Genomic DNA, 24,517 nt, shown 5'->3' with positions numbered 1-24,517 from the left:
AAATGACCGTCGTCAGATTGGACAATGATGGCCACAGTGCGTTCGCGCACGGCGTGGCGGGGGCGATTCGCGATATACTGTGAATATATACAGTATTTATTCCGCGATGGAACTCAAAGACAAGCTCGAGATCCTGGCCGACGCGGCCAAGTACGACGCCTCCTGCGCCAGCAGCGGGGCGCCGAAGCGCGACTCCGTCGACAAGGACGGGCTCGGCGCGACGAACGGCATGGGCATCTGCCACAGCTATACGCCGGACGGGCGCTGCGTGTCGCTGCTCAAGATTTTGCTGACGAATTTCTGCGTCTACGATTGCCAGTACTGCGTGAACCGGCGCACGTCGAATGTGCCGCGGGCGCGCTTCTCCGTCGACGAAGTCGTCAAGCTCACGCACGACTTTTACCTGCGCAACTACATCGACGGCCTGTTCCTCAGCTCCGGCATCATCCAGTCGAGCGACTACACGATGGAGCAGCTGGTCGACGTCGCGCGCCGCCTGCGCGAGGACCACCAGTTCCGCGGCTACATCCACCTCAAGACGATCCCGGACGCCGACCCGCGCCTCATCGAACTGGCGGGCCGGTATGCCGACCGCCTGTCGGTGAACATCGAGCTGCCCACGCAGGACAGCGTGACGAAGCTCGCGCCCGAAAAGAGCGTGCACACGATCAAGCTGGCGATGGGTTCCATCCGCGCCAGGCTGGACGAAAAGGACGACCACCCCAAGGCGCCCGTGTTCGCGCCGGCGGGGCAGAGCACGCAGATGATCGTCGGCGCGGACGCCAGCGACGACCGGACGATCCTGCATACCGCGCAGACGCTGTACGGCAGCTATAAACTGAAGCGCGTGTACTACTCGGCCTTCAGCCCGATCCCGCAAAGCCCGTCGAGCGTGCCGTCCGCACCGCCGCCGCTGCTGCGCGAGCACCGCTTGTATCAAGCCGACTTCCTGCTGCGCGGCTATGGATTCACGGCGAAGGAGTTGATGCCCGCGGCCGGCAATCTTGCACTCGACATCGACCCCAAGCTGGGGTGGGCGCTCGCGAACCGCGCGCATTTCCCGCTCGACCTGAACCGCGCCGACGAAAGCATGATCGCGCGCGTGCCGGGCATCGGGCTGCGCACGGCGAAGCGCCTGATCGACCTGCGGCGGCTGCGGCGCATCCGCTGGGAGGATCTGTCGCGCCTGCGCTGCAGCCTGAAAAAGCTGGCGCCCTTCGTGATCACGGCGGACTACAAGCCGGCGCAAGGCGCCGCGTCGTCCGACCTGCTGCGGCGTAACCTGGCCGACGCGCCGCGGCAGATGAATCTGTGGCCGGAACTACAGGCGGCATGATGGCGGTGCGACGCGCGGTCGACACGTTCGCGGAATGGCGCGAGGCGGCGCGCGAACTGCTCGTCCACGGCATTCCGCCGGAGCAGGTGACGTGGAGCGCGCCGCACATGGATGATCTGCTGGCGGGCGGCGACCTGTTCACGGGTGCGCCGCCTGCGGCCGAGGCATCCGATAATCCCTCTATACCGCCGCCGCCGACCGAACCGCCGGACGAGCCACTACGACCCGCGCCGCACATCCCGCGTTCGCTGATGGAGATGCTGCAAGCGGCCGCGTGCTGCCGCGTGCCGGACCGCTGGGCCTTCCTGTACCGCGTGATCTGGCGCTGGCAGCAGGGCGAGCACGACGTGCAGTCGCCGGCCGACGAAGACGGCGCGCGCCTGCACGCGATGGTGAAGGCGGTGCACCGCGAGGAACACGACATGCATGCCTATATCCGCTTCCGCGAGCGCCCGGAAGAAGCCGGCCCGCCCCGCTTCGTCGCCTGGTACGAGCCGCGCCACGACGTGCTGCCCCAGGTGGCCGAACATTTCGTGTCGCGCATGGGCAAGGTCAGCTGGATGATCGCCACGCCCGAGGCGAGCGTCCTGTGGGATGGCCACACGCTGCACAACACCGGACCGCTCGTGCGCGATGCCGCCGACCTCGAGGACACGGGCGAGGCCCTGTGGCTGACCTACTACCGCAGCGTGTTCAACCCCGCGCGCCTGAACACGGACGTGATGCACCAGCACATCCCGTCGCATCGCTGGAAGAACCTGCCGGAGGCGAAGATCGTGCCGCAGATGGTGAGCGAAGCGGCGCTGGGCGCGCGCAAGGTGGGCCAGTACGAGGCCGTCGGCCAGCGCAAGGGCACGACGATCCCGATCGCCCCCGATGACGCCCAGCCGGAGCGCCAGCAGCCCTCCAAACTGGACGAATGCCGGCGCTGCGAGCTGTGGCAGTTCGCCACCCAGGCCGTCGGCGGCGAAGGCCCCAAGCGCGCGAAAATCATGTTCGTCGGCGAGCAGCCGGGCGACCAGGAAGACCTGGCGGGACAACCCTTCGTCGGCCCGGCCGGCAAGCTGCTGGACCGCGTGTGCGAGGCGGCCGGTGTCGACCGCGACACGATCTACGTCACCAACGCCGTCAAGCATTTCAAATGGGAGCCGCGCGGCAAGCGCCGCCTGCACAAGACGCCGGTCCAGCGCGAGATCGAGGCGTGCCACTACTGGCTCGACAAGGAACTGGCGAGCGTCAAACCGACCGTCGTCGTGGCCCTTGGTGCCACCGCGTTGAAATCCGTGCTGCGCACGGCCAATGTGACGTTGAAGGATTCGCTCGGCAAGCCGCTGCGCCACGAAGGACGCTGGGTCGTCACGACGTACCACCCGTCGTACGTGCTGCGCGTGCCGGGCGAGGAGGCGAAGCGCGCGGCGTTCAACACGATGGTCGAGGGGCTGAAGCTGGCGCATGATCTCCTGCACCGGCCGACCGAGACACCGGACGCGTGAATGTTGCCGCCGTAACATATGCATGTCAAAAATGTAACACTTCGTTGCCCCGATAGGCTAATCTCATCCGTGGCGCTAAGCTTTTGCGCACACAACAAGAATAGGATGCCCGATGAGCAAACGATATGCATGCGCACTGTTTCTCAGTGTCGTGACCCTGCCGGCCCTGGCCCAGACCACGGCCCAGCCTGAACCCGCGCCGGCTGTCGATGCCGCGGCGGAGCCCGTCCCGGCCACCGTCGTCGTCGAAGGCCGCCGTCCCGGTCCCGGCGTGTGGAAAGTGTCGAAGGGCGATCACGTGATGTGGGTGTTCGGCCTGTATTCCCCGCTGCCGCAAAAGATGGAATGGGATTCGGCGCGCGTCGAGGGCCTCGTGGCCAAGTCGCAGGAAGTGCTGCTGCAGCCTGGCATCAACATCGGCTTCGGATTTTTCCGCAGCCTCACCCTGATCCCAACGATGATCGGCCTGGAAAAAAACCCGGACGGCGCGCGGCTGCAGGACGTGCTACCGGCGGACGTGTATGGGCGCTGGCAAGCGTTGAAAGGCAAGTACATCGGTGCGGATGATGGCGTCGAGCGCGAACGGCCCTTCTTCGCAGCTGAAAAACTCTTGCAGGCAGGCCTGGCGAAGAATGGCCTCGCGCGGAATGGTGCCGTGAGCGACCGGATCGAGAAGATTGCCAAGCAGAGCAATGTCAAGCTGACCTCGACGGTACTCGCCATCGAACTCGACGAGCCGCGCCGCGCCGCGTGCTCAATGAATTCAAGAAAATGCAGATGGAAGACCTGACGTGCTTCACCAAGACGATGGAACGCCTGGACGACGACATCGACGCCATGCGCGTGCGCGCCAATGCCTGGGCCAACGGCGACATCGCCGAGATCGCCCGCTTGGACTATGCCGAACGGGACGAAGCATGCGGCAATGCCCTCTGGAATAGTCCGCTCGCCGAGACCACGCCGGCCTTACAAAACGTCCGCGAACGCGCCCGCGCCGGCTGGCTGAAAGCAGCGGAAAAATCGCTGGCCAACAATACGTCGACCTTCGCGCTGCTGCGGATGAAGGACATCGCCGGCCCGAACAGTTACCTGGCCGACCTGCGGGCGAAAGGCTATACGGTCGAGAGTCCGAAATAAGGTCCCCCATGAAGAGAACCCGGCAATACGCGCTCTGGCTGGGCCTGTTGGCTGTGCCGGCATGTGCCCAGAGCGTGGACGAGGCCGCGCAGCCGGCCGGACCCGATGCCGTCCCGGCCACCGTCGTCGTCGAAGGCCGCCGTCCCGGCCCGGGCGTGTGGAAAGTCTCGAAGGGTACGCATGTGATGTGGGTGTTCGGGACGTACGCGCCGCTGCCGCAGAAGATGCAGTGGGATGCGTCGCGTGTCGAACGTCTCGTGGCCAAATCGCAGGAAGTCCTGACCCCGCCCGTTGCGAAAGCCCATATCGGTTTCTTCCGCGGGCTGACGGCCTTGCCCAGCCTCATCGGCATCAAGCGGAACCCGGACGATGCCGTGCTGCACGACGTCGTCCCGCCCGATGTCTACGACCACTGGACGGTGCTGAAGGCCAAATACATCGGCAACGACGACGGTGTCGAACACTACCGGCCCGTCTTCGCCGGCGAAGAATTGCTGCTCGCGGGCCTCAAGAAGAGCGGCCTGTCCTATGGTGGCGAAGTGCTGGACACGATCCAGGACATCGCGAAGAAGAACAACGTCAAGCTGAGCGATTCCGGCTACGACGTGATGCTCGACGATCCCCGCAAGCTCGTGCGCGACTTCAAGAATTCGCAAGTGGACGACCTCGTCTGCTTCACCAGGACGCTCGACAGCCTGGACGTCGATCTCGAAACGATGCGCGTGCGTGCGAATGCGTGGGCCAATGGCGACATCGCGGAAATCCGCGGCCTGAATTTCGCGGAGCGCCGCGACGCCTGCCTGGACGCCGTGCTGAACAGTTCGATCGCGAAGGATGCCGCGGCCCTGCGCCAGATGCGCGAGCGCCTGCGCGCCTCCTGGCTCAAGGCGGCGGAAAAAGCGCTGGCCAATAACGCCACCACGTTCGCCGTCCTGGAAATCCAGGACATCGTCGGTCCGACGAGCTATCTGGCTGCGCTGCAGTCCAGGGGGTACGCGGTCGAGAGCCCCAGGTGAGCGGAGATCAGGCCGACTCGCCCGGCACCCCCAGGTCGTCCTCGCGCGACGCGGCCTGGGCCACGCGGGCACCGGGCGGCACGTCGTGCGTCAGCCAGATATTGCCGCCGATGACGGCACCCTTGCCGATGGTGATGCGGCCCAGCAGGGTGGCCCCGGCATAGATGACGACGTCGTCCTCGACGACGGGATGGCGCGGCAAGCCCTTCTGCAGCGTGCCGTCGGCATTCGCGGGGAAGCGCTTGGCGCCCAGGGTGACGGCCTGGTACAGGCGCACGCGCTGGCCGATGACGGCCGTTTCCCCGATCACGACGCCCGTGCCGTGGTCGATGAAGAAGCCCGGGCCGATCGTCGCGCCCGGGTGGATGTCGATGCCGGTCTCCGCATGCGCCTGTTCGGCGATGATGCGCGCCAGCAGCGGCAGCCCGAGCCCGTACAGGCAGTGCGCGAGACGGTGGTGGATCATCGCGTGGATGCCCGGATAGCACAGCAGCACTTCGTCGACGCTGCGCGCGGCCGGGTCGCCCTGGTAGGCGGCGATCACGTCGCTGTCGAGCAGCGTGCGGATGCCGGGCAGGGCGGCGCCGAACGCGCGCGTCGCGTCCAGCGCTTGCGGTTCGATGTCGGTATGGGTCAGGTGGCGCAGCGCCGCGCTGTAACGCAGCTCGATGCGCACCTGGCGCAGCAGCGCGTGCAGGGCGGTGTCGAGGGCATGGGCGACGTGGAAATCCTCGCTTTCCTCGCGCAGGTCGGGTGGACCCAGGCGCAGCGGAAACAGCACGCCCTTCAATTGCCCGACGATGGTCGCGAGCGCCTCGCGCGACGGGAACTCGATGCCGCGCACTTCGCCGGCCGGACGGTGGGCCTGGCGCCATTGCCGGCGCGCGTCGTGCAGGTCGCACACGATCGCGCCGATGTCGAAGTCGGCCATCAGTCGTTCTCCCGGCGTGAGTTGGGCAATGATTCGATGAGCGCCACGATGCCTCCGCTATGCTGATGGACGAGTTGTCAATATACGAGCCCGTCCATGGGCAGCCCAACGAATTTTTCGGCACTAGCTCATGCTGAAAACATCTAAGGCCAACTGTGAGCGGCTGGAGAATTGTCAAAACGTCGCGAACGCGCGTAGAATGCGGGCAACGCGGGTGTAGCTCAATGGTAGAGCAGAAGCTTCCCAAGCTTACGACGAGGGTTCGATTCCCTTCACCCGCTCCAACAGCCGCCATGTCTTGCGCCACGGTTGAACCGGACCGAAAGCCGCACCGCCCTCCCTCGTAATACGTTCCAGTCCGCCTGCCCCGCCGTGCGCGCCTGTGGCAAGCCCTTATGGCACACTGGTGATGTCGCTCCATCAGTGTCAATCATGCAAGAAGACAGACAAGACCCGTCCCATCCCAACGCCCTCGACCAGGCCGGCACGCTCATGTTCCTGAGCGGCGGCGGCGAGGTCGGCGCCATGATGCGCGCGCACGACTGGTCCGGCTCCCCGCTGGGCCATCCGCGCACGTGGCCGCAGGCCTTGCGCACGGTCGTCGGCCTGATGCTGAATTCGAAGTTGCCGATGTTCGTGGCCTGGGGGCCGGAGCTCGGGTTTCTGTACAACGATTCCTATCGCGACATCCTCGGCGCCAAGCATCCGGCCGCGCTGGGCGGGCGCTTCCGCGACGTCTGGTCCGAGATCTGGCACGATATCGGCCCCCTGATCGAGCGTGCCCTGCGCGGCGAGGCGACGTATGCCGACCGGCTGTACCTCGTGATAAACCGCCACGGCTACGACGAGCCGACCTGGTTCACGTTCTCGTATTCGCCGGTGCGCGACGAGCGCGGCGAGATTGCCGGCATGTATTGCGCGTGCGTCGAGGTCACCGACCAGGTGCTGGCCGAGAAATACCGCAACGAGGAAAACGAGCGGCTGCGCGGCCTGTTCGCGCAGGCGCCCGGGATCATGGCCGTGCTGCGCGGCCCCGAGCACGTGTTCGAGCTGACGAACCAGTCGTACATGCAGCTGGTCGGCCACCGCCAGGTCGTCGGCAAGTCCGTGCGCGAGGCGCTGCCGGAGATCGTCGGCCAGGGCTTCTTCGAACTGCTCGACCGCGTCTACGCGACGGGGGAGCCGTTCGTCGGCCACGCGCTGCCCGTGCGCCTGCAGCGCGAACCGGAAGGGCCGCTGGAAGAGCGCTACATCGACTTCGTGTACCAGCCGATCCGCGACGAGAACGGCCAGGTGAACGGTATCTTCGTGGAAGGCAGCGACGTCACTGACCGCAAGCTCGTCGAGGACGAGCTGCGCGCCGCCAACCGCCAGAAAGACCAGTTCCTGGCGATGCTGGCGCACGAGCTGCGCAATCCGCTGGCGCCGATCATGACGGCGGCCCAGCTGCTCAAGCTCGGCCGGCTCGACCCCAAGAGCGTGGCCAACGCCAGCGAGATCATCGTGCGCCAGGCCGAGCACATGACGGACCTCGTCAACGACCTGCTGGACGTCTCCCGCGTCACCCGCGGCCTCGTCACGCTGGAGCGGGAAGAGCTGGATGTGAACGCGATCGTCTCCGCCGCCGTCGAGCAGGTGCGGCCGCTGATCGACATGCGCCGCCATGCGCTGACCCTGCAGCTGTCCGGCCAGCCGGCGCACGTCACCGGCGATCGCACGCGCCTCGTGCAGGTCATCTCGAACATCCTCAACAACGCGGCCAAGTACACGGCCCCCGGCGGACGCATCGTGCTGACCGTGACGGTGGAGGCGGGGTGCGTGACCGTGGCGGTGCGCGACAACGGCGTCGGCATCGCGCCGGAAGTCCTGCCGTACATTTTCGACCTGTTCACCCAGGCCGAGCGCACGCCGGACCGGTCCCAGGGCGGGCTCGGGATCGGGCTGGCGCTGGTCAAGAGCCTCGTCGCCCTGCACGGCGGCACCGTGCATGCCGAGAGCAGAGGCCTGGGGCAGGGCAGCGAGTTCTCGATCTCCCTGCCGTGCGTGGCGCGCCCCCCGGCCGAGGCGCCGGATGCCGGAGCGGGCAAAGCGGATGCCGTCCAGGACAACGGCAACCTGCGCGTGCTCGTCGTCGACGACAACGCCGACGCCGCCCAGATGCTGGCCGCGCTGCTCGAAGTGCAGGGCCATGCCGTGAGCGTCTAATACGACGCGCGCGGGGCGCTGGCGCGGGCGCAGGACGAGCATCCGGACGTCCTGCTGCTCGACATCGGCCTGCCCGACATGGATGGCTATGAACTGGCGCGGCGGCTGCGCGCCCAGCCGGAAAACGCGGGCGCCACGCTGGTCGCCCTGACCGGCTACGGCCAGAACCAGGACCGCAAGGAGGCTCAGCAGGCCGGCTTCGACCATTACCTGGTCAAGCCCGCCGACCTGAACGAAGTCAACGAGGTATTGGCCCAGGCCGAGGCGCGGCGCTGACATTCAATCGTGCGCGTATTGCCGCGCGGCACTAGGAGCGCTATCCTTGGTGCATGCCGTCCCACCTAGGCTGCGCGCCGGGGCGGCGTATTTTCGTACCATTGCAATGCCATGCCGCAGAACGGGACCGAGCTATGTACGAATTGAACGGCATTTCCGAAGAATCGCAGGACGGCGTCACCTGCGCCGAACTGATCCATCCCGACACCGGTGCCGGTATCGCGCCCGCACCGGTCAAGAACGCCGTCGAGCGCCACGGCAGCCGGGGCGGGGCGCCCGCGCCCACGCCGTCCAGGCATGCCGACGGCATCGGGGCGCCGCCTCTCGTGCGGCGCGTGCTGGTTGTCGACGACAACGTCGATGCCGCCCAGACGGTGGCGATGCTGCTCGAGGTGCTGGGCCACCAGACGGTCGTCAAATACGACCCGCTGCAGGCGCTGGCGTGCGCGCGCGAACGTTCCTTCGACGCGTTCGTCCTCGACATCGGCCTGCCCGGCATGGACGGCCACGAACTGGCCCGCCAGATCCGTGCCCTGCCGCGCGCGGCCGGCGCCCTGTTCATCGCGCTCACGGGATATGGCCAGCAGCAGGACCGCGATGCCTCGAAAGCGGCGGGTTTTCATTACCATTTCGTGAAGCCGGCCAATGTGGATGCGCTGGCGCAGGCATTGTCCGGGGGCGTGCCGGAGTAATTAATATTTCTCCGTCCCAATGTCATCAACCCGTAACTTTCATTTCTTACACTGCGTTTTACTGAACAGTAACTGTGCGTGCGCCCTGGCACACGCCTTCTGACGGAAAACGCATGTCCAAGTCCAGTGCGCACACCGCCCCGCGCACCCACCGATTCCTCGCGCTGCTGTGGCCCGCGCTGGCGCTGCTCGCCTGTGCCGCCCTCTGGACCGCCACCATCCTGCATGCCGGCTCCGAACACCGGCGCGCCGAGGAGCAGGCTTTCAAGGAAGCCGACGCGTATGCCGAGGCCTACGAACAGTACGTCACGCGCTCGGTCGCGCAGATCGACCAGATCACCATGCAGCTCAAGCACAGCTGGGAGCATGCGCGCGACCGCAGCCTGATCGAAAACATGCGGCGCGACGGCATGTTTACCGACGCCGCCTTCGTCAACGTGAGCGTCATCGGACCCGACGGCGCGATCCGTTCATCGAACCGCATCCACGAGCGCGGGCTGAACCTGTCCAAGGCGGCCTTTTTCGTCCAGCACCGCGACGCCATCTCGACCGCGCTGCGCATCGGCACGCCGCCGCCGGAACTGGACGAGACGCGCGGCACGATCTTGTTCACGCGCCGCCTCGACACGGACGAGGACGGATTCGACGGCGTGCTGCTGATGGCGGTCGACGCCTCGTATTTCACGTCGTTCGTCAGCTCGCCCACGCTGGGCCCGGGCAGCCTGCTGGCGCTCGTCGGTACCGAGAACTCGCTCCGCGTCGAGCAGGACGCCCGGGGCATCGTGCGCACCCAGAGCGCAGGCTCGCTGCTGCCCGCGAATGCCGACCGCTGGCCGGTGGCGCGCGGCGTGCAGCTGGTCGAAGGGCCGGGCGGCTTTGCCGATGGCGAGGCGCGCGTGCTGGGCTGGCGCCGCTCCAGCGCGTATCCGCTCGTGGCCCTCGTCGCGCTGTCGCATACGGCCGTGCTGGAAGCGGCCGACGCCTATTGGACCGACAGCCGCAACCACACGTTGGTGGCGACCGTCGTGCTGTCGCTGCTGGCGCTGGGCGCGAGCGTGCTGTCGCTGCGGGCGGGGGCGCGGGCGCGCGACCGGGCCGAGATCCAGCGCGCCTACCGCACGGCGACGGAGAGCGGCAACGACGGCTTCTACATGGTCGCGCCGGTGCGCGACCGCAAGGGCCAGGCGAGCGATTTCCGTATCGTCGATTGCAACGAGCGCGGCGCCTTTTTCTACGGCGCCACGCGTTCGCAACTGGTCGGCAGCCTGATCTCCGAACTCCATCACGGCAGCTCGTTCGACGACCTGGCCGCCAACTACCGCACGGCGCTGGCCGTCGGCTTCCACCAGGAAGACCGGCGCATGCCCGAGAATAACCGCCTGAACATCCGCTGGGGCCACCGGCGCATCGTGCGCGTGGGCGACGTCCTCGCCGTCACCTTGCAGGACATCAGCGAGCGCAAGGAGCACGAATCGCAACTGGCGCGCCTGGCCAACGAGGACAGCCTCACGGGCCTGCCGAACCGCCACTGGTTCCTGAACTTCGTGCCGGCCGCGCTGGCCCAGGCGCACGAGGGCGACCACGGCGCGGCGCTGCTGTTCATCGACCTCGACGAATTCAAGCAGGTCAACGATTCGCACGGCCACGCCGTCGGCGACCGCCTGCTCAAGCTCGCCGCCGAGCGCCTGATGTCGCAGCTGCGTCCGGGCGACAGCGTGGCCCGCTTCGGCGGCGACGAATTCGTCGTCCTGTTGAGCCCCTTCGACAGCGACCAGCAGGTGGCCATCGTCGCCACGCGCATCGTCGACGCCTTCAGCAAGCCGTTCCTGATCGCCGACGACCAGCACATGATCGGCGCCTCGGTCGGCATCGCCGTCTACCCGCGCGACGGCCTCGACGCGGCCACCCTGATCCGTCACGGCGACATCGCCATGTATGCCGGCAAGGCCGAAGGCAAGGGACAGTACCGCTTCTTCGATCCGGCCCAGTCGAACATCCTCAAAACGCGCACCCAGCTGCGCCAGCGCCTGCTGGAAGCGATCGACAAGCGCCAGTTCGTGCTGTACTACCAGCCGCGCGTGGACACCCGCACGGGCGAACTCCTGAGCATGGAAGCGCTGCTGCGCTGGGAGCATCCGCAGCTGGGCATGATCCGTCCGGACGAATTCATCCCGCTGGCCGAGTCGAGCGGCTTGATCGTGCCGATCGGCGCCATCGTGATCGACCAGGCCTGCGCCCAGCTGGCCGCGTGGCGCGCGCAGGGCGCGGTGCCGGTGCCGGTGTCGATCAACGTCTCGCCCAAGCAGTTCCTGCGTGGCGGCGTGCAGCGCGAGCTGGCCGACGCCCTGCAACGCCACGCCGTGCCGGCCGGCCTGCTGGAAGTCGAGATCACGGAGTCCGCGATGATGGGCGACCAGGCCGAGATCCTGGCCGAGCTGGCCGCCATCCGCGCGCTGGGCGTCAAGCTGCACGTCGACGATTTCGGTACGGGCTACTCGTCGCTGTCGCAACTGCAGCGCATGAAGATGGACGTGCTCAAGGTCGACCGCTCGTTCACGGCGGAACTGGGACGCTCGAAGGAAGGCACCGTGTTCTTCCAGGCCATCGTGTCGATGGCGCACGCGCTCGGGATGGAGGTCGTGGCGGAAGGCGTCGAGAACGAAGAACAGCTGGGCATCCTGCGCGCGCTGAACTGCAATGAAGTGCAGGGCTATTTCGTCGCGCGGCCGCAGCCGGCGGCGGCGATTGCGCCGTTGCTGGCGCAGCGCTACCTGTTCAAGGAGGCGCTGGCGGCATAAGACCCGCAACGCTTGATACGTCGTTCCCGCGCAGGCGGGAACCCATGCTGATGCGCCGAAGTCGGATAAGCCGGATATCAAAAATACCGCACGGCTTCCAACGTGCCGGATTCTGTTGCTCAGTATGGGCCCCCGCTTTCGCGGGGGCGACGGTTCAGTTGTGCGTTCCTTTTCACGCCCCCAGCAGACTCCCGCTCCGCCACGCCGCCGCCGCCGCGATCTTACAGACGTGCATCCCGCGCAGCAGATGCCGGTGCGCCGTGCTGGCGAACAGGATGCCGGACTGCGTCGGCCGCAAGGTCGTCGTCCTGCCGCTGACGGGATCGACGATGTCGGCGACGGCGTCGCCCGCCTGCACGCGGTCGCCCAGCCGTTTCAGGAACACGAGCACGCCCGCATGCGGCGCGTGCAGCGGTTCGACGCCGGCCAAAGGCGTCGGCTCGCACAGCGGATCCGGCAGCGGCTCGTGCGGCAGGTCGACGACGCCCTCGCGCGCCAGGTATTGCAGCAGCGCGTGCGCATCCCGTTCGGCCAGATCGTAGCGCACGTCGTTCTCGCCGCGCAGCTCGACCGTCACGCCGACGCAGCCGAGCGGAATCGGAAAACGGTCGCCGAAGTGCTCCTGCAACTGCCACCACATGCGGCTGCACGCTTCGTCGAACGGTTCGCCGCCGGATTCCCTCGCCAGCAGCACCGCGTGCGCGCCCATCAGCGCGGCCAGCGGTTTGACGCGCTCGGCCAGCGGCGTGCCCGTGTACATGTGGAGCACCGCCTCGTTGTCGCAATGGAGGTCGAGCATGATGTCGGCGTCGATCGCCATGCCCAGCAGCGTCTTCTTGAGTTCTTCCGTCGCGCTCGATGGCACCCAGGCCGCGATCTCGCGGCGCGCATGCTCGCGCACGAGGGCCGCGTTGGCGGCGGCGTCCGGGACCAGTTTGCCCTCCAGCGACGTTTTCAGCGCCTCGGCCACATGCCGGTATGACCGGTTGAAATTGACGCCGCTGGCCAGGTCGAAGCGCCCGAACGGCGCGCCGTGGATGACTTGCGACAGCCCGATCGGATTCGCGGCCGGCACCAGGATGATCTCGCCCGTTATTTTTCCCGCCGCGCCGAGCCGGTCGAGCTCACGGCGCAGGAAGTGCGCGACGAGCATCGCCGGCACCTCGTCCGCATGGAGCGAAGCCTGGATATAGACCTTCTTGCCGCTGCCGGGCGTGCCGTAGTGGAAAGAGGTCAGGCGGTAGGCGGCGACGTTGTCCTCGGTGGCGATCGGGTGGGTCTGCTGGTGCATGGGCGGCTCCTGATGGCGACGGACGCATTATGTCGGAGATCGGTGCGCGGAAGCGCCGGGTTATAATGGCGCCCGCTTTTTCTGACTCTTCATCTCATTCCCATGTCTTCCGATACGCCTACCAACGAGCAGGGCCGCACCATGCTCTACGACCCGACCGAACGCCGCATCCGCAGTTTCGTCACCCGCGCCGGCCGCCTGTCGACCGGACAGGCGCGCGCGCTGGAAGCGTTCGGCCCGCGCTATCTGATCGAGTACCGCAAGGCAGAGTACGATTTCCATGCCCCGTTCGGCCGCACCGCGCCGCTGATCCTGGAGATCGGCTTCGGCATGGGCGACACGACGGCGCACATCGCGAAGGCGATGCCGGACAAGGATTTCATCGGTGTCGAGGTCCACACCCCGGGCGTGGGCAGCCTGCTGAAACTGGCCGGCGAGCAGGATATCCCGAACCTGCGCATCATCCAGCACGATGCCGTCGAGGTGCTGAACAACATGATCGCCGATGGTTCGCTGGCGGGCGTGCACATCTTCTTCCCCGACCCGTGGCACAAGGCGCGCCACAACAAGCGCCGCCTGATCCAGCCGCCGTTCGTCGACCTGCTGTGCCGCAAGCTGGCACGGGGCGGCTATATCCATTGCGCGACGGACTGGGAAGATTACGCGGTGCAGATGCTGGAAGTGCTGGGCAATGAGCCGGCGCTGCAGAACACGGCCGAGGGCTACGCGGAGAAGCCGGCGTACCGGCCGCTGACCAAGTTCGAGAACCGCGGCCTCAAGCTGGGCCACGGCGTGTGGGACCTCGTCTTTACCAAAAAATAAAACCGCCGACACGTTGCCGGTAGGGTGGACGGCTTGCCGTCCACGCGTTCAACGAACGGTAATGTCGCCGCAATGCGGGCGTCGGCCGGACGCGTGGACGGGGGACCCGTCCACCCAACACGTAGCGCGGCCGGTCGCTGTCAAACCATCTCGCTGATGATGCCGACGATCTCGTCGCCGTAGGACGTCAGCTTCTTCTCGCCGACCCCGGACACCCCGCGCAGCTGACTGAGCGACGTGGGCTTGACCTTGGCGATCTCGCGCAAGGTCGCGTCCTGGAACACGACGTACGCGGGCACGCCGTGCGCGCGGGCCGTTTCGACGCGCCACCAGCGCAGCTTGTCGAAGATCGCCTGTTCCGACTTCGACAGCTCGACTTCTTCATAGCCGCGCGGCGTCGAGGTGCGCTTGGGCTTGACCGGTTTCTGGTACTGGCGCAGCTGCACTTTCTGCTCGCCTTTCAGCACGGGCCGCGCCGCTTCCGTCAGTTTCAATGAGCTGAACGCGTCATGGTCGACGGTGACGAGGCCGAGGGCGATCGTCTGGCGCACGATGGCGCGCCATTCCTGCTCGCCGCGTTCCGCGCCGACGCCGAACACGGTCAGCTTGTCGTGGTGCCACTGGACGATGCGTTCGGAACTCACGCCGCGCAGCACGTCGATCACGTGGCCGGCCGCGAAGCGCTGGTCGACGCGGTAGATCGCGGACAGCAGTTTTTGCACGGGCACCGTCGCGTCGAACGACGTCGGCGGGATCAGGCACGTGTCGCAGTTGCCGCATGGGCCGGAGCGCTCGCCGAAGTATTCGAGCAGGCGCATGCGCCGGCAGCTGAGCGTCTCGCACAGGCCCAGCATGGCGTCGAGTTTCGACGACAGCACGCGCTTGAAATTCTCGTCGGCGTCGGACTCGTCGATCATCCGGCGCTGCAGCACGACGTCCTGCAAACCATAGGCCATCCAGGCATTGGACGGCAGGCCGTCGCGGCCGGCGCGGCCCGTTTCCTGGTAATAGCCTTCCAGCGATTTTGGCAGGTCGAGGTGGCAGACGAAGCGCACGTCGGGCTTGTCGATGCCCATGCCGAACGCGATGGTCGCCACCATCACGATATTGTCTTCACGAAGGAAGCGCGCCTGGTTGTCGGCCCGCAGCGAATACTCCATGCCCGCGTGATAGGGCAGGGCGCGGATGCCGTTCTCGTTCAGGAATTCCGCCGTCTCCTCGACCTTCTTGCGCGACAGGCAGTAGACGATGCCCGAGTCGCCCGGATGTTCCGCCGTGATGAAGTCGAGCAGCTGCTTGCGGCCGTTCGTCTTTTCGACGATGGAATAGCGGATGTTCGGGCGGTCGAACGACGACACGAACTGGCGCGCCTCTTCCAGCTGCAGGCGCTGGGCGATTTCGGCGCGCGTGAGCTGGTCGGCCGTCGCCGTCAGCGCGATGCGCGGCACGTGCGGGAAGCGCTCGTGCAGGATCGACAGGCGGATGTATTCGGGCCGGAAATCGTGGCCCCATTGCGACACGCAGTGCGCTTCGTCGATGGCGAACAGCGAGATGTGCGCGGACTCGAACAGTTCCAGGCAGCGCGGCGTCATCAGGCGCTCGGGCGCCACATAGACGACGTCGATCTCGCCCGTGCGCACCATCCGCTCGATGCGCAGGGTCTCTTCGAACGTCTGCGTCGAGTTCAGGAACGCGGCGCGCACGCCCACTTCGGCCAGCGCGTCGACCTGGTCCTGCATCAGCGCGATCAGCGGCGAGACGACGACGCCGACGCCGTCGCGCAGCAGCGCGGGAATCTGGTAGCACAGCGACTTGCCGCCGCCGGTGGGCATCAGCACGAGCGCATCGCCGCCGGACGCCACGTGCTCGACGATCTCGGCCTGCTGCCCGCGGAAGGCCGGGTAGCCGAATACCGTCTGCAGGATCTGCAGCGCGCGTTGCTGGATGTCGCTCGTCATGATGCTACTGCTCTCGAATTATTCGGCCCAAACCACCCAGCCGAAATGGGCGGTGACCAGGATGATCACACCGAACACGATACGGTACCAGGCAAAGCCCGTGAAGTCGTGCGTGCTGATGAAGCGCAACAGCCAACGTACGCACAGAAAGGCGGAAATGAACGCCGCCACGCCGCCAATCAGAAACAGCGGCAGGTCGGTCGCGTGCAGGTCGTGGCGCGCCTTGAAGACGGAATACACGGTCGCGGCCAGCAGCGTCGGGATCGCGAGGAAGAACGAGAATTCGGTGGCGGCCGTGCGCGACAGGCCGAACAGCATGCCGCCGATGATCGTGGCGCCCGAACGGCTGGTACCGGGGATCAGCGCCAAGCACTGGGCGCAGCCGACCTTGAACGCGTCCATGACCGTCATGTCGTCCACGGTCGCGATACGGTGCGCGCCCGGCAGCACCTTGTGGCGGCGCTCCGCCCACAGGATCACGAAGGCGCCGACGATGAACGCGGCGGCCACCGGCACCGGCGCGAACAGGTGCGCCTTGATCGCCTTGCTGAACAACACGCCCAGCACGGCCGCCGGGATGAAGGCGACGATCAGGTTGATGACGAGTTTTTGCTGGCGCGGATCGGACGTGACGCCGCCCAGCGCGGCGCCGATGCGCACGCGGTATTCCCACATCACGGCCAGGATCGCGCCGGCCTGGATCGCGATTTCGAATACCTGGGCCACTTCGCCCGTGAAATTGATCAGGCTACCGGCGAGGATCAAGTGACCCGTGGACGAAATCGGCAGGAATTCGGTGAAGCCCTCGACGAGGCCCATGATGATCGCTTTTAGGGCGAGAATGATATCCATTTGATGTATGAGTTCGGTAGGGTTGGGGACGCGTGCGCGGACGGTGCTGCGCGGGCCGCAAGCTTACCATGAGGAAGGGGGTTGCCGTCGAGTTACCGTCTCCATATGGAGGCAATGTCAGGCCGTTAAGCGTTCCAGTTCGGAAAGAAAAAACATCGCCTGCTCGCGCGTGTCCCCGCACATCTCGCGCGAGGGCGGCAGGCTGCCGCAGACGCGCGGCCGGCCCGGCTGCCCGAAAATGCGGCAGCCGTCGTGCTCGTCCAACTGCACGCAGCGCACCCCGGCTGGCTTGCCAAAGGCATGCCGGGAATCGGGGACGTGATCGAGGGCGCGATGCAGCAGGCGCCGCAGCCGGGGCGGCAGGAAACGGGTGAAGACGAAACGCTCATGTAAAGACCGAAGGCGGGCAAGCTGCCAGTATACTACCGACAGGGGGTGTTCTTGACTGACCCTATCCCCAGGTCTATATTTGCTGACTCATTAGTTAGTTGTCGGACAGACGCATGCCATGCCCTTTTGACACCAAGCCGCGCTGGGAGCGCCGTAAGGACGCGCGGCCCCAGGAGTTGCTCGAGGCGGCCATCGACCTGTTCGTCGAACGTGGCTATGCCGCCACACGCCTGGAAGACGTCGCGCGCCGCGCCGGCGTGTCCAAGGGCACCTTGTACCTGTATTACGAAAACAAGGAAGAACTGTTCAAGGCCGTCGTGCGCAGCAATATCGTGCCCGTGATCGGCGAGGCGGAAGCATCCGTCGCCGAATTCGACGGCCACAGCGCCGACCTGCTGCGCCACCTGATCCACTCGTGGTGGCAGCGGCTGGGGGCGACCAAGGCCTCCGGCATCATCAAGCTCGTCACGGCCGAAGCCGACAATTTCCCGGAGCTGGCCCGCTTCTACCAGGAAGAGGTCATCAACCGCGGCACCCGGGCCATGTCGTCGATGCTGGAGCGCGGCATCGCACGGGGCGAGTTCCGCCGCATCGACGTCAACATGATGACCCAGGTGCTCGTCGCCCCGATGCTCACCCTGATCATCTGGAAGCATTCGGTCGGCCCGTGCCCGCGCGGGGAACTGGAACCGCTGGCCTTCCTCGATACCTTCCTCGACATGGCGCTGCACGGCCTGCTGTCTCCCGGCGCGTGAACCGTTTTCGCACCGGGGCCTTGAAAAACCGTCGCGAGCGGCCGCAGGTTTGGTTGAGAAGCGCAGCTGTACGAAAGTACAGCGAGCATCGCGGGCCGAACCTGCAACGCGCAGCCGGTTTCTCGAGTCTCCGTACGTCAAGACGCCGTTTTCCGGGTTTCATGCCCCTTAAACTGCAGACTGTCGCAATTTTCGCTGGCGTTCAGCGTCGTATCGCTAAGATATGTTTGCTGAAGCCGTTCAACGATAAAATATCGGATTATTTATTTTCCCACCGAGTATAAAGATGAATATCGAACAAGCCCGCTTCAACATGATCGAACAGCAGATCCGTCCGTGGAACGTGCTGGACCAGGATGTGCTCGACCTGCTGCACGTCGTCAAGCGCGAACAGTTCGTGCCGGCCGCGTACCAGAACCTGGCGTTCGCCGACGTCGAGATTCCGCTGCCGGGTGGCGAATCGATGCTGGCGCCGAAGTTCGAGGCGCGCATCCTGCAGGAAGTCGGTGTGAAGAAACACGAGACCGTGCTGGAAATCGGCACCGGTTCGGGCTATATGGCCGCCCTGCTGGCGCACCGCGCCGCCAAGGTGACCACCGTGGAAATCAATCCGGAAACGGCGGAACTGGCGAAGAAAAACCTGGCCAATGCCGGTATCCACAACGTGACCGTCGAGGTCGGCAACGGCGCACAAGGCTGGGAAAAGGGTGCGCCTTACGATGTGATCGTGATCTCGGGCGCGCTGGAAGTGCTGCCGGAAGCGATCCTGAAGCAGGTGAAGGTGGGCGGCCGCATCGCCGCCATCGTCGGCCAGGCGCCGGTGATGGAAGCGTGCATCATCACCCGCACGGGCGAGAACAGCTACAGCACGATCAAGGTGTTCGAGACCAATGTGCGCTACCTGACCGGCGCCCCGGTGCCGTCGCACTTCCAGTTCTAAGGCGAAAGGCACACACGATGCAGCACATTACCGCCCCCGAGTTGGCCGCCTGGCTGGCCGACCCGTCGCGTCCGAAGCCGTTGCTGCTCGACGTCCGGGAAAACTGGGAATTCGAGACCTGCCACCTCGAGGGCTCGATCCAGATTCCGATGAACCTGATTCCGATCCGCGTGAGCGAACTGGATGACGGCCAGGACATCGTCTGCGTGTGCCACCACGGCGCACGCAGCATGCAAGTGGCCGCTTTCCTGGAGCGCAACGGATTCAGCAACATCACCAACCTCACAGGCGGAATACACGCCTGGGCCGTGCAGGTCGATCCTTCGATGCCCAAGTATTGACGGCCTGCGTCCTTAACTATTGATGACTCCGACGGAGAAAGTAATGCAGAAGCCCCTCATCGCCGTACTGTTGGCCAGCGCGTTTTCGCTCAATGCCCAGGCGGCCGATCTGATCCAGGTGTACCAGCAGGCATTGGCGAACGACGCCACTTTTGCCAGCGCCCGCGCGGCCGCCGCCGCGGGTCGCGAACGTATCACCCAGGGGCGTTCCGGCCTGCTGCCGACCGTCGGCGTCACCGGCGACATCACCAAGAACAACAGCGACTTCACGTCGTGGAACAACAATCCGGCCGCGGGTGCCGGCAGCAACCTGCGCGACAAGACGATCCAGGTCACGCTGCAGCAACCGCTGTTCCGCTGGGACCGCTGGGAAACCTACCAGCAGAGCAAGCTGCAGCAAGCCATTTCGGAAGCCCAGTTTGCCCAGGCCCAGCAAGACCTGATCACGCGCGTGTCCCAGGCCTATTTCGACGTGCTGGCCGCCCAGGACACGCTGGAATCCACGCGGGCGCAAAAAGTCGCCGTGACGGAGCAGCTGGCTTCCGCCAAGCGCAATTTCGAGGTCGGCACGCAGACCATCACCGACACGCATGAAGCCCAGGCCGCGTACGACTTGGTGGTGTCGCAGGAAATCGCTGCCGTCAACGATCTGGAGACCAAGAAGACGGCGCTGCAAGCCATCATCGGCACGCCGCCGGCCGCGCTGGCGACGCTGCGCACGGGCGTCACCCTGACGGCGCCGCAGCCGATCAACGTCGACCAGTGGGTGTCCGCCGCCGAGAACCAGAACTATGCCGTGACCGTGGCCCAGCTGCAGCTGGAATCGGCCAAGCGCGACATCTCGCGCAACCGCGCCGGCCACTACCCGACCGTGGACCTGGTGGCATCGTCGCTGCACCGCGACGTCAATGGCCAGACGGTCCAGTCGGGCAAGACCAACAACAACGCGATCGGCATCCAGTACAGCATCCCGATCTTCAACGGCTTCGCCGTGACGAGCAAGGTGCGCGAATCGATCGCGCTGGAAGACAAGGCCCGCAACGACCTGGAAGCGAACCGCCGCAACGCCGCGCTGGTGGCGCGCCAATCCTTCCTCGGCGTGAACAGCGGCCTGGCCCAGGTGAAGGCGCTGGAAGCGGCCGAGGTGTCGAGCAATTCAGCACTGGAATCGAACAAGCTCGGTTACCAGGTCGGCGTGCGTATCAACATCGACGTGCTGAATGCCCAGCGCCAGCTGTACCAGACCCGCACCGACCTGGCCCGCGCACGCTACAACACGATCCTGGCCGGCCTGAAGCTGAAAGCCGCCGCCGGTTCGCTGCGCGAGGAAGACCTGCAGCCGATCAACGCGCTGCTGCAGCAGCCGTAACACACCGGGGTCAGAGCCCGAATTTTGGAAATTTCCTAATCGTCGTCGGTTCGGCCACGACAAAGACCGAGGAACACGCGATTGCCTGGACGAGAAAGGACGGCATCGTCGATCTGAACGACCGGCTCGATGCCCCACCGGCCGGCCTCGTGCTCGTGCACGCGCTCGCGGTGGCCGATGACGGCAACATCGTCGTGCGCACGAACACGGGACTCGCGCTGCTCAAGCCGAGGAAGTGACGCCGGTCAGGCGGCCTTCTGCTCGCTGCGCGTGCGCCAGGCGATCAGCTCGGCGATGGTGAGGATGGGGAAGCCGCGTTCGCGCGCGAAGCGTTCGATGGCGTCGCCGCGCATCATCGTACCGTCCTCGTTCATCAGCTCGCACAGCACGGCCGCCGGCTGCAGGCCGGCCAGCACGGCGAGGTCGACGGAGCCTTCCGTGTGGCCGGCTCGGCCCAGCACGCCGGCCGGGTTGGCGCGCAACGGGAACACGTGGCCGGGACGGACGAGGTCGGCCGGTTGCGCATCCGCGGCGATCGCGGTGCGGATCGTCGTCACGCGGTCCGCCGCGGAAACGCCGGTGGTCACGCCGTCGCGCGCTTCGATCGACACGGTGAACGGCGTGCCGTAGCGGCTGCCGTTATCGGGCACCATCGGCGGCAGATCGAGCGCGCGGACCTTGTCGGCCGACAGGCACAGGCAGACGATGCCGCTGCATTCGCGGATCATCAGCGCCATGGTGTCGACGGTGAGTTTTTCGGCCGCGACGATCAGGTCGGCTTCGTTCTCGCGGTCGAAATCGTCGAGCAGGATCACCGGGATGCCGGCGCGCGTGGCGTCGAGGGCGGCGGCGATGCGGCCGTCGAGATCCTCGCTAAACAGGGTAAAAGCATGGGTGGTCATTGAGACGCTCCTCGCAAATGGTTAGCGCACAAAGGCGCAGCGAAAAACGCATCAGGGCAACGCGAAACGACGCGCACGCCCATGCCTGACGGCACAGCGTACGCATGATGACGCACATCTTCTTTCATCCGGACTATACCGTCGGCCCTGGCTTCTCACCAGATCTGCTGACCCTGCAACCGCAGGCGCTCGCGGGCTCGGCCACACCGTGACCATACCGCCGGTGGGGAATCGCACCCCGCCCCGAAGACGTATTAAATTGTCGCCCGTTCGGAAACGGGCGCGGAGATTGTAGCAGGGAGGAAGGTCAGCTGCTCAGTCCAGCACCGCCGGCGTGGTCGGCACGCTCGATCAGTTCGACCTTGTAGCCGTCCGGATCGGTGATGAAGGCGATGACGGTCGTGCCGCCCTTGACCGGGCCCGGTTCGCGCGTGATGTTGCCGCCGGCCGCGCGGACCTGTTCGCACGTCTTGTAGATGTCGTCGGCCGAGATCGCGATGTGGCCGTAGGCCGTGCCCATCTCGTACTTGTCGACGCTCCAGTTATAGGTCAGTTCGAGTTCCGCATGGTCCGGGTTGTTGCCGTAGCCGACGAACGCCAGCGTGTATTTGTATTCCGGATTCTCGCTCGTGCGCAGCAGCTTCATGCCCAGCACGTTGGTGTAGAAGTCGATGGAGCGCTGCAGGTCGCCGACGCGTAACATGGTATGCAGGATGCGCATTGTTGTCCTTGTTGTTTGGAGGGGAAAGCGAGGATTTTATGCGCTCGGGTGGATTCGTGCAGGCAGTCGTCGCCATGCAGGCGGATGGTGGGCGGAGGCCGCCCACCCTACGGCAGCCTTAGGGTGGGCGTTTGGCGTAATCAAGCCTGTAATTTGGCGTCCAGCGTAATGTTTGCATTGAACAGCTTGGACACCGGGCACCCTTCCTTGGCCTTGCGCGCCGCTTCCTGGAACGCCTGCTCGCTCGCGCCGGGAATCGTGGCGACGAGTTCCAGGTGCACGGCCGGGATGGCGAAGCCGCCGTCGGCCTTGTCCAGCGATACCGTGGCGGTGGTTTCCAGCTTCTGCGCCGTCATGCCCGCTTCGCCCAGCTGGGCCGACAACGCCATCGTGAAGCAGCCCGCGTGGGCGGCCGCCAGCAGTTCTTCCGGATTCGTGCCCGGCCCGTTTTCGAAGCGGGTGTTGAAGCCGTATTGCGACTGGTTGAGGACGCCGCTCTGCGTGGACACGGTGCCCTTGCCGTCTTTCAGTCCGCCGCTCCAGACGGCGCTTCCCTTACGTTTGATCATTTAGTTGCTCCCTGGTTGGTGGCGGCAGGTGTGATCCGCCAGACGATGTTGCCGACGTCATCCGCCAGCAAGATGGCGCCGGTCTTGTCGACCGCGACCCCGACCGGGCGCCCGTAAGCGTGTTCATCCTTGCCGAGGAAGCCCGCCAGGACGTCCTGCGGCGGTCCGCTCGGCTTGCCGTTCGTGAACGGCACGAACACGAGCTTGTAGCCGGAAAACGGCTTGCGGTTCCACGAGCCGTGCTGGCCGATCAGCGCCCCGTTCTTAAACTGCGGCATCAGATCGGCGTTGTAGAACGCGAGGCCCAGCGAGGCCGTGTGCGCGCCCAGCGCGTAGTCGGGAACGATGGCCTTGGCGACGAGGTCGGGATTCTGCGGCTTGACGCGCGTGTCGACATGCTGGCCGTAATAGCTGTACGGCCAGCCGTAGAACGCGCCGTCCTTCACGGCCGTCATGTAGTCCGGCACGAGGTCGTTGCCGAGTTCGTCGCGTTCGTTGACGGCGGCCCACAAGGCCTTCGTCTGCGGTTGAAAATCCATCCCGTTCGGATTGCGCAGGCCGCTCGCGTAGATGCGCGACTTGCCGCTGGCGAGGTCGTATTCCCAGATGGCGGCGCGGCCCTTTTCGACGTCCATGCCGTTCTCGGCCACGTTGCTGTTCGAGCCGACGGTGATGTACAGCTTCTTGCCGTCGGGAGACGCGACGACGTTCTTCGTCCAGTGGTGGTTGATCCCGGACGGCAGGTCGAGCACCTTCGTGCCCTTGGCCGTGATGCTCGTCTCGCCCGTCTTGTACGGGAATTTCCACAGCGCGTCGGCATTGGCGACGTACAGCTCGCTGCCGACGAGGGCCATGCCGAACGGCGACGTCAGGCCCTGCATGAACGTGACTTTCGTATCGGCCGTGCCGTCCGGCTTGAAGCCGCGCAGCAGGATGATGTTATCGGGCGATGCGACCCCGGCGCCGGCTTCCTTCTGCGCCAGTCCCTGCACCTTGGCGCGGATGCCTTTTTCCTTCGGCGCGTTGCCGGGCTTGTTGCTCTCGGCCACGAGCACGTCGCCGTTCGGCAGCACGTACAGCCAGCGCGGATGGTCGAGGCCGGTCGCATACGCGGTGACGGCCAGCCCGGCGGCCGGCGTCGGGCGCGTGCCTTTCGGCCACGCATCCGCCTTCGCCACATTGATGGTCGGGATCAGGGATTTCTCGGGTGCCGGCAGGGCCGGATTCGGCCCCCAGCCGACGGGATATTGCTGGGCCATGGCGTTGCCGGCGCCCAGCAAGGGAAGGAACAGGAACGCAAGCCTGGTGCGTGGCGTCATCGATTCTTGCCTCCTTCCGGAATGGTCGAATCGTGGTCGCGCATGTCGCGGTGGCGGTCGGGTTGCGGGTTGGCCTTGCCGGTGGCGTCCGGCGCCGGGTCCACGGCTTCGCTGGCGCCCGGGGTCACGCGCGCGTCGGTGTCGACGAGACCTTGCTCGAGGTCTTCGGCCGCCTGTTTCATGATGCCGCGCGGCCGGACGCCCTGGCCGTCGGGCGATTCGTCGCGCTCGTGCGGTTCGCGCTTGTAGCTCTGTTCTTCGATTTTCCGGTCGGTATTCACGACACGGTCTTTTTCTTCCTGCACCATGACAACCTCCTTCGATTCAATTGATTAAATCCTAATCGTTCGATCCGAAGGCGGTCGCGCAATTGGAAGATGCTTTTTTGCAATTAAATCGCTAAC

General features: G+C 65.8%; 22 protein-coding genes, 1 tRNA gene, 2 pseudogenes and 1 riboswitch. Of the genes and pseudogenes, 15 read left to right on the top strand and 10 right to left on the bottom strand.

Annotated elements, in window-relative coordinates; all coding sequences use genetic code 11:
• Window positions 1-106: 106 nt before the first annotated feature.
• The 5 genes from BVG12_RS17505 to BVG12_RS17490 all read left to right on the top strand — a co-directional run bounded on the left by BVG12_RS17505 (window position 107) and on the right by BVG12_RS17490 (window position 4,982).
• Entirely contained in the window at window positions 107-1,336 is a 1,230-nt protein-coding gene (locus BVG12_RS17505; protein ID WP_075793512.1) for a putative DNA modification/repair radical SAM protein, read from the top strand.
• Complete coding sequence (locus tag BVG12_RS17500; protein ID WP_307189122.1) at window positions 1,333-2,829, top strand: UdgX family uracil-DNA binding protein; 1,497 nt, start codon at window positions 1,333-1,335, stop codon at window positions 2,827-2,829. Before BVG12_RS17505 ends, BVG12_RS17500 begins: the two co-directional genes overlap by 4 nt.
• Window positions 2,830-2,941: 112 nt before the next feature.
• Window positions 2,942-3,619: a TraB/GumN family protein gene (locus BVG12_RS35550; protein ID WP_083685172.1), complete on the top strand. Its 678-nt coding sequence runs from the start codon at window positions 2,942-2,944 to the stop codon at window positions 3,617-3,619.
• Complete coding sequence (locus BVG12_RS35545; RefSeq protein WP_169926823.1) at window positions 3,607-3,966, top strand: TraB/GumN family protein; 360 nt, start codon at window positions 3,607-3,609, stop codon at window positions 3,964-3,966. Before BVG12_RS35550 ends, BVG12_RS35545 begins: the two co-directional genes overlap by 13 nt.
• An 8-nt stretch (window positions 3,967-3,974) precedes the next feature.
• Complete coding sequence (locus BVG12_RS17490) at window positions 3,975-4,982, top strand: TraB/GumN family protein (protein WP_075793510.1); 1,008 nt, start codon at window positions 3,975-3,977, stop codon at window positions 4,980-4,982.
• Window positions 4,983-4,989: 7 nt separating this feature from the next.
• Here BVG12_RS17490 and epsC read toward each other — a convergent pair whose 3' ends face one another.
• The gene (epsC, locus tag BVG12_RS17485; protein ID WP_075793509.1) at window positions 4,990-5,913 is read right to left on the bottom strand and encodes a serine O-acetyltransferase EpsC; all 924 of its coding nucleotides are present in this window, start codon (window positions 5,911-5,913) and stop codon (window positions 4,990-4,992) included.
• Window positions 5,914-6,123: 210 nt separating this feature from the next.
• Here epsC and BVG12_RS17480 point away from each other — a divergent pair.
• The 5 genes and pseudogenes from BVG12_RS17480 (at window position 6,124) to BVG12_RS17465 (ending at window position 11,884) form a co-directional block, all read left to right on the top strand.
• A tRNA-Gly gene (locus tag BVG12_RS17480) sits at window positions 6,124-6,197 on the top strand.
• Between the two features lie 148 nt (window positions 6,198-6,345).
• Window positions 6,346-8,118 (top strand): PAS domain-containing hybrid sensor histidine kinase/response regulator, encoded by a 1,773-nt coding sequence (locus BVG12_RS17475; RefSeq protein WP_083685166.1) that lies wholly within the window; start codon window positions 6,346-6,348, stop codon window positions 8,116-8,118.
• 15 nt (window positions 8,119-8,133) lie between these two features.
• Window positions 8,134-8,394, top strand: a pseudogene (locus BVG12_RS33510) (response regulator); the annotation flags it as partial.
• Between the two features lie 134 nt (window positions 8,395-8,528).
• On the top strand, window positions 8,529-9,086 hold the full coding sequence (locus tag BVG12_RS17470; RefSeq protein WP_075793508.1) for a response regulator: 558 nt from the start codon (window positions 8,529-8,531) through the stop codon (window positions 9,084-9,086).
• A gap of 113 nt (window positions 9,087-9,199) precedes the next feature.
• Window positions 9,200-11,884, top strand: a complete 2,685-nt coding sequence (locus BVG12_RS17465; protein ID WP_075793507.1) for a bifunctional diguanylate cyclase/phosphodiesterase — start codon at window positions 9,200-9,202, stop codon at window positions 11,882-11,884.
• Window positions 11,885-12,056: 172 nt separating this feature from the next.
• Here BVG12_RS17465 and BVG12_RS17460 read toward each other — a convergent pair whose 3' ends face one another.
• Window positions 12,057-13,175, bottom strand: coding sequence for a succinylglutamate desuccinylase/aspartoacylase family protein (locus BVG12_RS17460; RefSeq protein ID WP_075793506.1), 1,119 nt, complete (start codon window positions 13,173-13,175; stop codon window positions 12,057-12,059).
• Window positions 13,176-13,316: 141 nt separating this feature from the next.
• Here BVG12_RS17460 and trmB point away from each other — a divergent pair, with 141 nt between their 5' ends.
• Window positions 13,317-13,997 carry a tRNA (guanosine(46)-N7)-methyltransferase TrmB gene (gene trmB, locus BVG12_RS17455; protein ID WP_075793505.1) on the top strand — a complete coding sequence of 227 codons (681 nt, stop codon included), beginning with the start codon at window positions 13,317-13,319 and terminating at the stop codon, window positions 13,995-13,997.
• Window positions 13,998-14,137: 140 nt separating this feature from the next.
• Here the strand turns inward: trmB and recQ are convergent, their stop codons facing one another.
• The 3 genes and pseudogenes from recQ to BVG12_RS35175 all read right to left on the bottom strand — a co-directional run bounded on the left by recQ (window position 14,138) and on the right by BVG12_RS35175 (window position 17,196).
• A complete protein-coding gene (gene recQ, locus BVG12_RS17450) occupies window positions 14,138-15,955 on the bottom strand; it encodes a DNA helicase RecQ (RefSeq protein ID WP_075793504.1) in 1,818 nt (605 codons plus the stop codon).
• Window positions 15,956-15,973: 18 nt separating this feature from the next.
• Entirely contained in the window at window positions 15,974-16,807 is an 834-nt protein-coding gene (locus tag BVG12_RS17445; protein WP_075793503.1) for an undecaprenyl-diphosphate phosphatase, read from the bottom strand.
• Between the two features lie 117 nt (window positions 16,808-16,924).
• Window positions 16,925-17,196, bottom strand: a pseudogene (locus tag BVG12_RS35175) (YkgJ family cysteine cluster protein).
• A 114-nt stretch (window positions 17,197-17,310) separates the two neighbouring features.
• Here BVG12_RS35175 and BVG12_RS17435 point away from each other — a divergent pair.
• The 4 genes from BVG12_RS17435 (at window position 17,311) to BVG12_RS17420 (ending at window position 20,602) form a co-directional block, all read left to right on the top strand.
• A complete protein-coding gene (locus BVG12_RS17435; protein ID WP_075793502.1) occupies window positions 17,311-17,952 on the top strand; it encodes a TetR/AcrR family transcriptional regulator in 642 nt (213 codons plus the stop codon).
• A gap of 286 nt (window positions 17,953-18,238) precedes the next feature.
• Window positions 18,239-18,892, top strand: coding sequence for a protein-L-isoaspartate O-methyltransferase family protein (locus BVG12_RS17430; RefSeq protein WP_075793501.1), 654 nt, complete (start codon window positions 18,239-18,241; stop codon window positions 18,890-18,892).
• A gap of 17 nt (window positions 18,893-18,909) precedes the next feature.
• Window positions 18,910-19,233: a rhodanese-like domain-containing protein gene (locus BVG12_RS17425; protein WP_075793500.1), complete on the top strand. Its 324-nt coding sequence runs from the start codon at window positions 18,910-18,912 to the stop codon at window positions 19,231-19,233.
• 43 nt (window positions 19,234-19,276) lie between these two features.
• Window positions 19,277-20,602, top strand: a complete 1,326-nt coding sequence (locus BVG12_RS17420; RefSeq protein ID WP_075793499.1) for a TolC family outer membrane protein — start codon at window positions 19,277-19,279, stop codon at window positions 20,600-20,602.
• A 245-nt stretch (window positions 20,603-20,847) separates the two neighbouring features.
• Here BVG12_RS17420 and ribB read toward each other — a convergent pair whose 3' ends face one another.
• The 5 genes from ribB to BVG12_RS17395 all read right to left on the bottom strand — a co-directional run bounded on the left by ribB (window position 20,848) and on the right by BVG12_RS17395 (window position 24,421).
• A complete protein-coding gene (gene ribB, locus BVG12_RS17415; RefSeq protein ID WP_075793498.1) occupies window positions 20,848-21,504 on the bottom strand; it encodes a 3,4-dihydroxy-2-butanone-4-phosphate synthase in 657 nt (218 codons plus the stop codon).
• Window positions 21,505-21,616: 112 nt separating this feature from the next.
• Window positions 21,617-21,759: riboswitch (FMN riboswitch) on the bottom strand.
• Between the two features lie 52 nt (window positions 21,760-21,811).
• On the bottom strand, window positions 21,812-22,225 hold the full coding sequence (gene gloA / locus BVG12_RS17410; RefSeq protein ID WP_075793497.1) for a lactoylglutathione lyase: 414 nt from the start codon (window positions 22,223-22,225) through the stop codon (window positions 21,812-21,814).
• Window positions 22,226-22,365: 140 nt separating this feature from the next.
• Entirely contained in the window at window positions 22,366-22,794 is a 429-nt protein-coding gene (locus BVG12_RS17405) for an OsmC family protein (RefSeq protein ID WP_179966273.1), read from the bottom strand.
• The gene (locus BVG12_RS17400) at window positions 22,791-24,113 is read right to left on the bottom strand and encodes a PQQ-dependent sugar dehydrogenase (RefSeq protein WP_075793496.1); all 1,323 of its coding nucleotides are present in this window, start codon (window positions 24,111-24,113) and stop codon (window positions 22,791-22,793) included. Before BVG12_RS17400 ends, BVG12_RS17405 begins: the two co-directional genes overlap by 4 nt.
• On the bottom strand, window positions 24,110-24,421 hold the full coding sequence (locus BVG12_RS17395) for a hypothetical protein (protein WP_075793495.1): 312 nt from the start codon (window positions 24,419-24,421) through the stop codon (window positions 24,110-24,112). The genes BVG12_RS17400 and BVG12_RS17395 overlap by 4 nt, the downstream gene beginning before the upstream one ends.
• Window positions 24,422-24,517 lie beyond the last annotated feature (96 nt).

Source organism: Massilia putida, assembly GCF_001941825.1.
GTDB lineage: Bacteria > Pseudomonadota > Gammaproteobacteria > Burkholderiales > Burkholderiaceae_D > Telluria > Telluria putida.
The sequence above is the reverse complement of the archived record's forward strand: the minus strand, read 5'-3'. Positions and strand labels throughout refer to the sequence as shown.

Bases quoted from the DNA above. Each gene is read 5' to 3' on its own strand.
- recQ (WP_075793504.1), bottom strand. From the start codon at position 15,955: ATGACGAGCGACATCCAGCAACGCGCGCTGCAGATCCTGCAGACGGTA.
- BVG12_RS17500 (WP_307189122.1), top strand. From the start codon at position 1,333: ATGATGGCGGTGCGACGCGCGGTCGACACGTTCGCGGAATGGCGCGAG.
- epsC (WP_075793509.1), bottom strand. From the start codon at position 5,913: ATGGCCGACTTCGACATCGGCGCGATCGTGTGCGACCTGCACGACGCG.
- BVG12_RS17435 (WP_075793502.1), top strand. From the start codon at position 17,311: ATGCCATGCCCTTTTGACACCAAGCCGCGCTGGGAGCGCCGTAAGGAC.
- BVG12_RS17505 (WP_075793512.1), top strand. From the start codon at position 107: ATGGAACTCAAAGACAAGCTCGAGATCCTGGCCGACGCGGCCAAGTAC.
- BVG12_RS17430 (WP_075793501.1), top strand. From the start codon at position 18,239: ATGAATATCGAACAAGCCCGCTTCAACATGATCGAACAGCAGATCCGT.
- BVG12_RS17470 (WP_075793508.1), top strand. From the start codon at position 8,529: ATGTACGAATTGAACGGCATTTCCGAAGAATCGCAGGACGGCGTCACC.
- BVG12_RS17400 (WP_075793496.1), bottom strand. From the start codon at position 24,113: ATGACGCCACGCACCAGGCTTGCGTTCCTGTTCCTTCCCTTGCTGGGC.
- BVG12_RS17425 (WP_075793500.1), top strand. From the start codon at position 18,910: ATGCAGCACATTACCGCCCCCGAGTTGGCCGCCTGGCTGGCCGACCCG.
- trmB (WP_075793505.1), top strand. From the start codon at position 13,317: ATGCTCTACGACCCGACCGAACGCCGCATCCGCAGTTTCGTCACCCGC.
- BVG12_RS35545 (WP_169926823.1), top strand. From the start codon at position 3,607: ATGGAAGACCTGACGTGCTTCACCAAGACGATGGAACGCCTGGACGAC.
- BVG12_RS17420 (WP_075793499.1), top strand. From the start codon at position 19,277: ATGCAGAAGCCCCTCATCGCCGTACTGTTGGCCAGCGCGTTTTCGCTC.
- gloA (WP_075793497.1), bottom strand. From the start codon at position 22,225: ATGCGCATCCTGCATACCATGTTACGCGTCGGCGACCTGCAGCGCTCC.
- BVG12_RS17445 (WP_075793503.1), bottom strand. From the start codon at position 16,807: ATGGATATCATTCTCGCCCTAAAAGCGATCATCATGGGCCTCGTCGAG.
- BVG12_RS17460 (WP_075793506.1), bottom strand. From the start codon at position 13,175: ATGCACCAGCAGACCCACCCGATCGCCACCGAGGACAACGTCGCCGCC.
- BVG12_RS17405 (WP_179966273.1), bottom strand. From the start codon at position 22,794: ATGATCAAACGTAAGGGAAGCGCCGTCTGGAGCGGCGGACTGAAAGAC.
- BVG12_RS17465 (WP_075793507.1), top strand. From the start codon at position 9,200: ATGTCCAAGTCCAGTGCGCACACCGCCCCGCGCACCCACCGATTCCTC.
- ribB (WP_075793498.1), bottom strand. From the start codon at position 21,504: ATGACCACCCATGCTTTTACCCTGTTTAGCGAGGATCTCGACGGCCGC.
- BVG12_RS17490 (WP_075793510.1), top strand. From the start codon at position 3,975: ATGAAGAGAACCCGGCAATACGCGCTCTGGCTGGGCCTGTTGGCTGTG.
- BVG12_RS17395 (WP_075793495.1), bottom strand. From the start codon at position 24,421: ATGGTGCAGGAAGAAAAAGACCGTGTCGTGAATACCGACCGGAAAATC.
- BVG12_RS17475 (WP_083685166.1), top strand. From the start codon at position 6,346: ATGCAAGAAGACAGACAAGACCCGTCCCATCCCAACGCCCTCGACCAG.
- BVG12_RS35550 (WP_083685172.1), top strand. From the start codon at position 2,942: ATGAGCAAACGATATGCATGCGCACTGTTTCTCAGTGTCGTGACCCTG.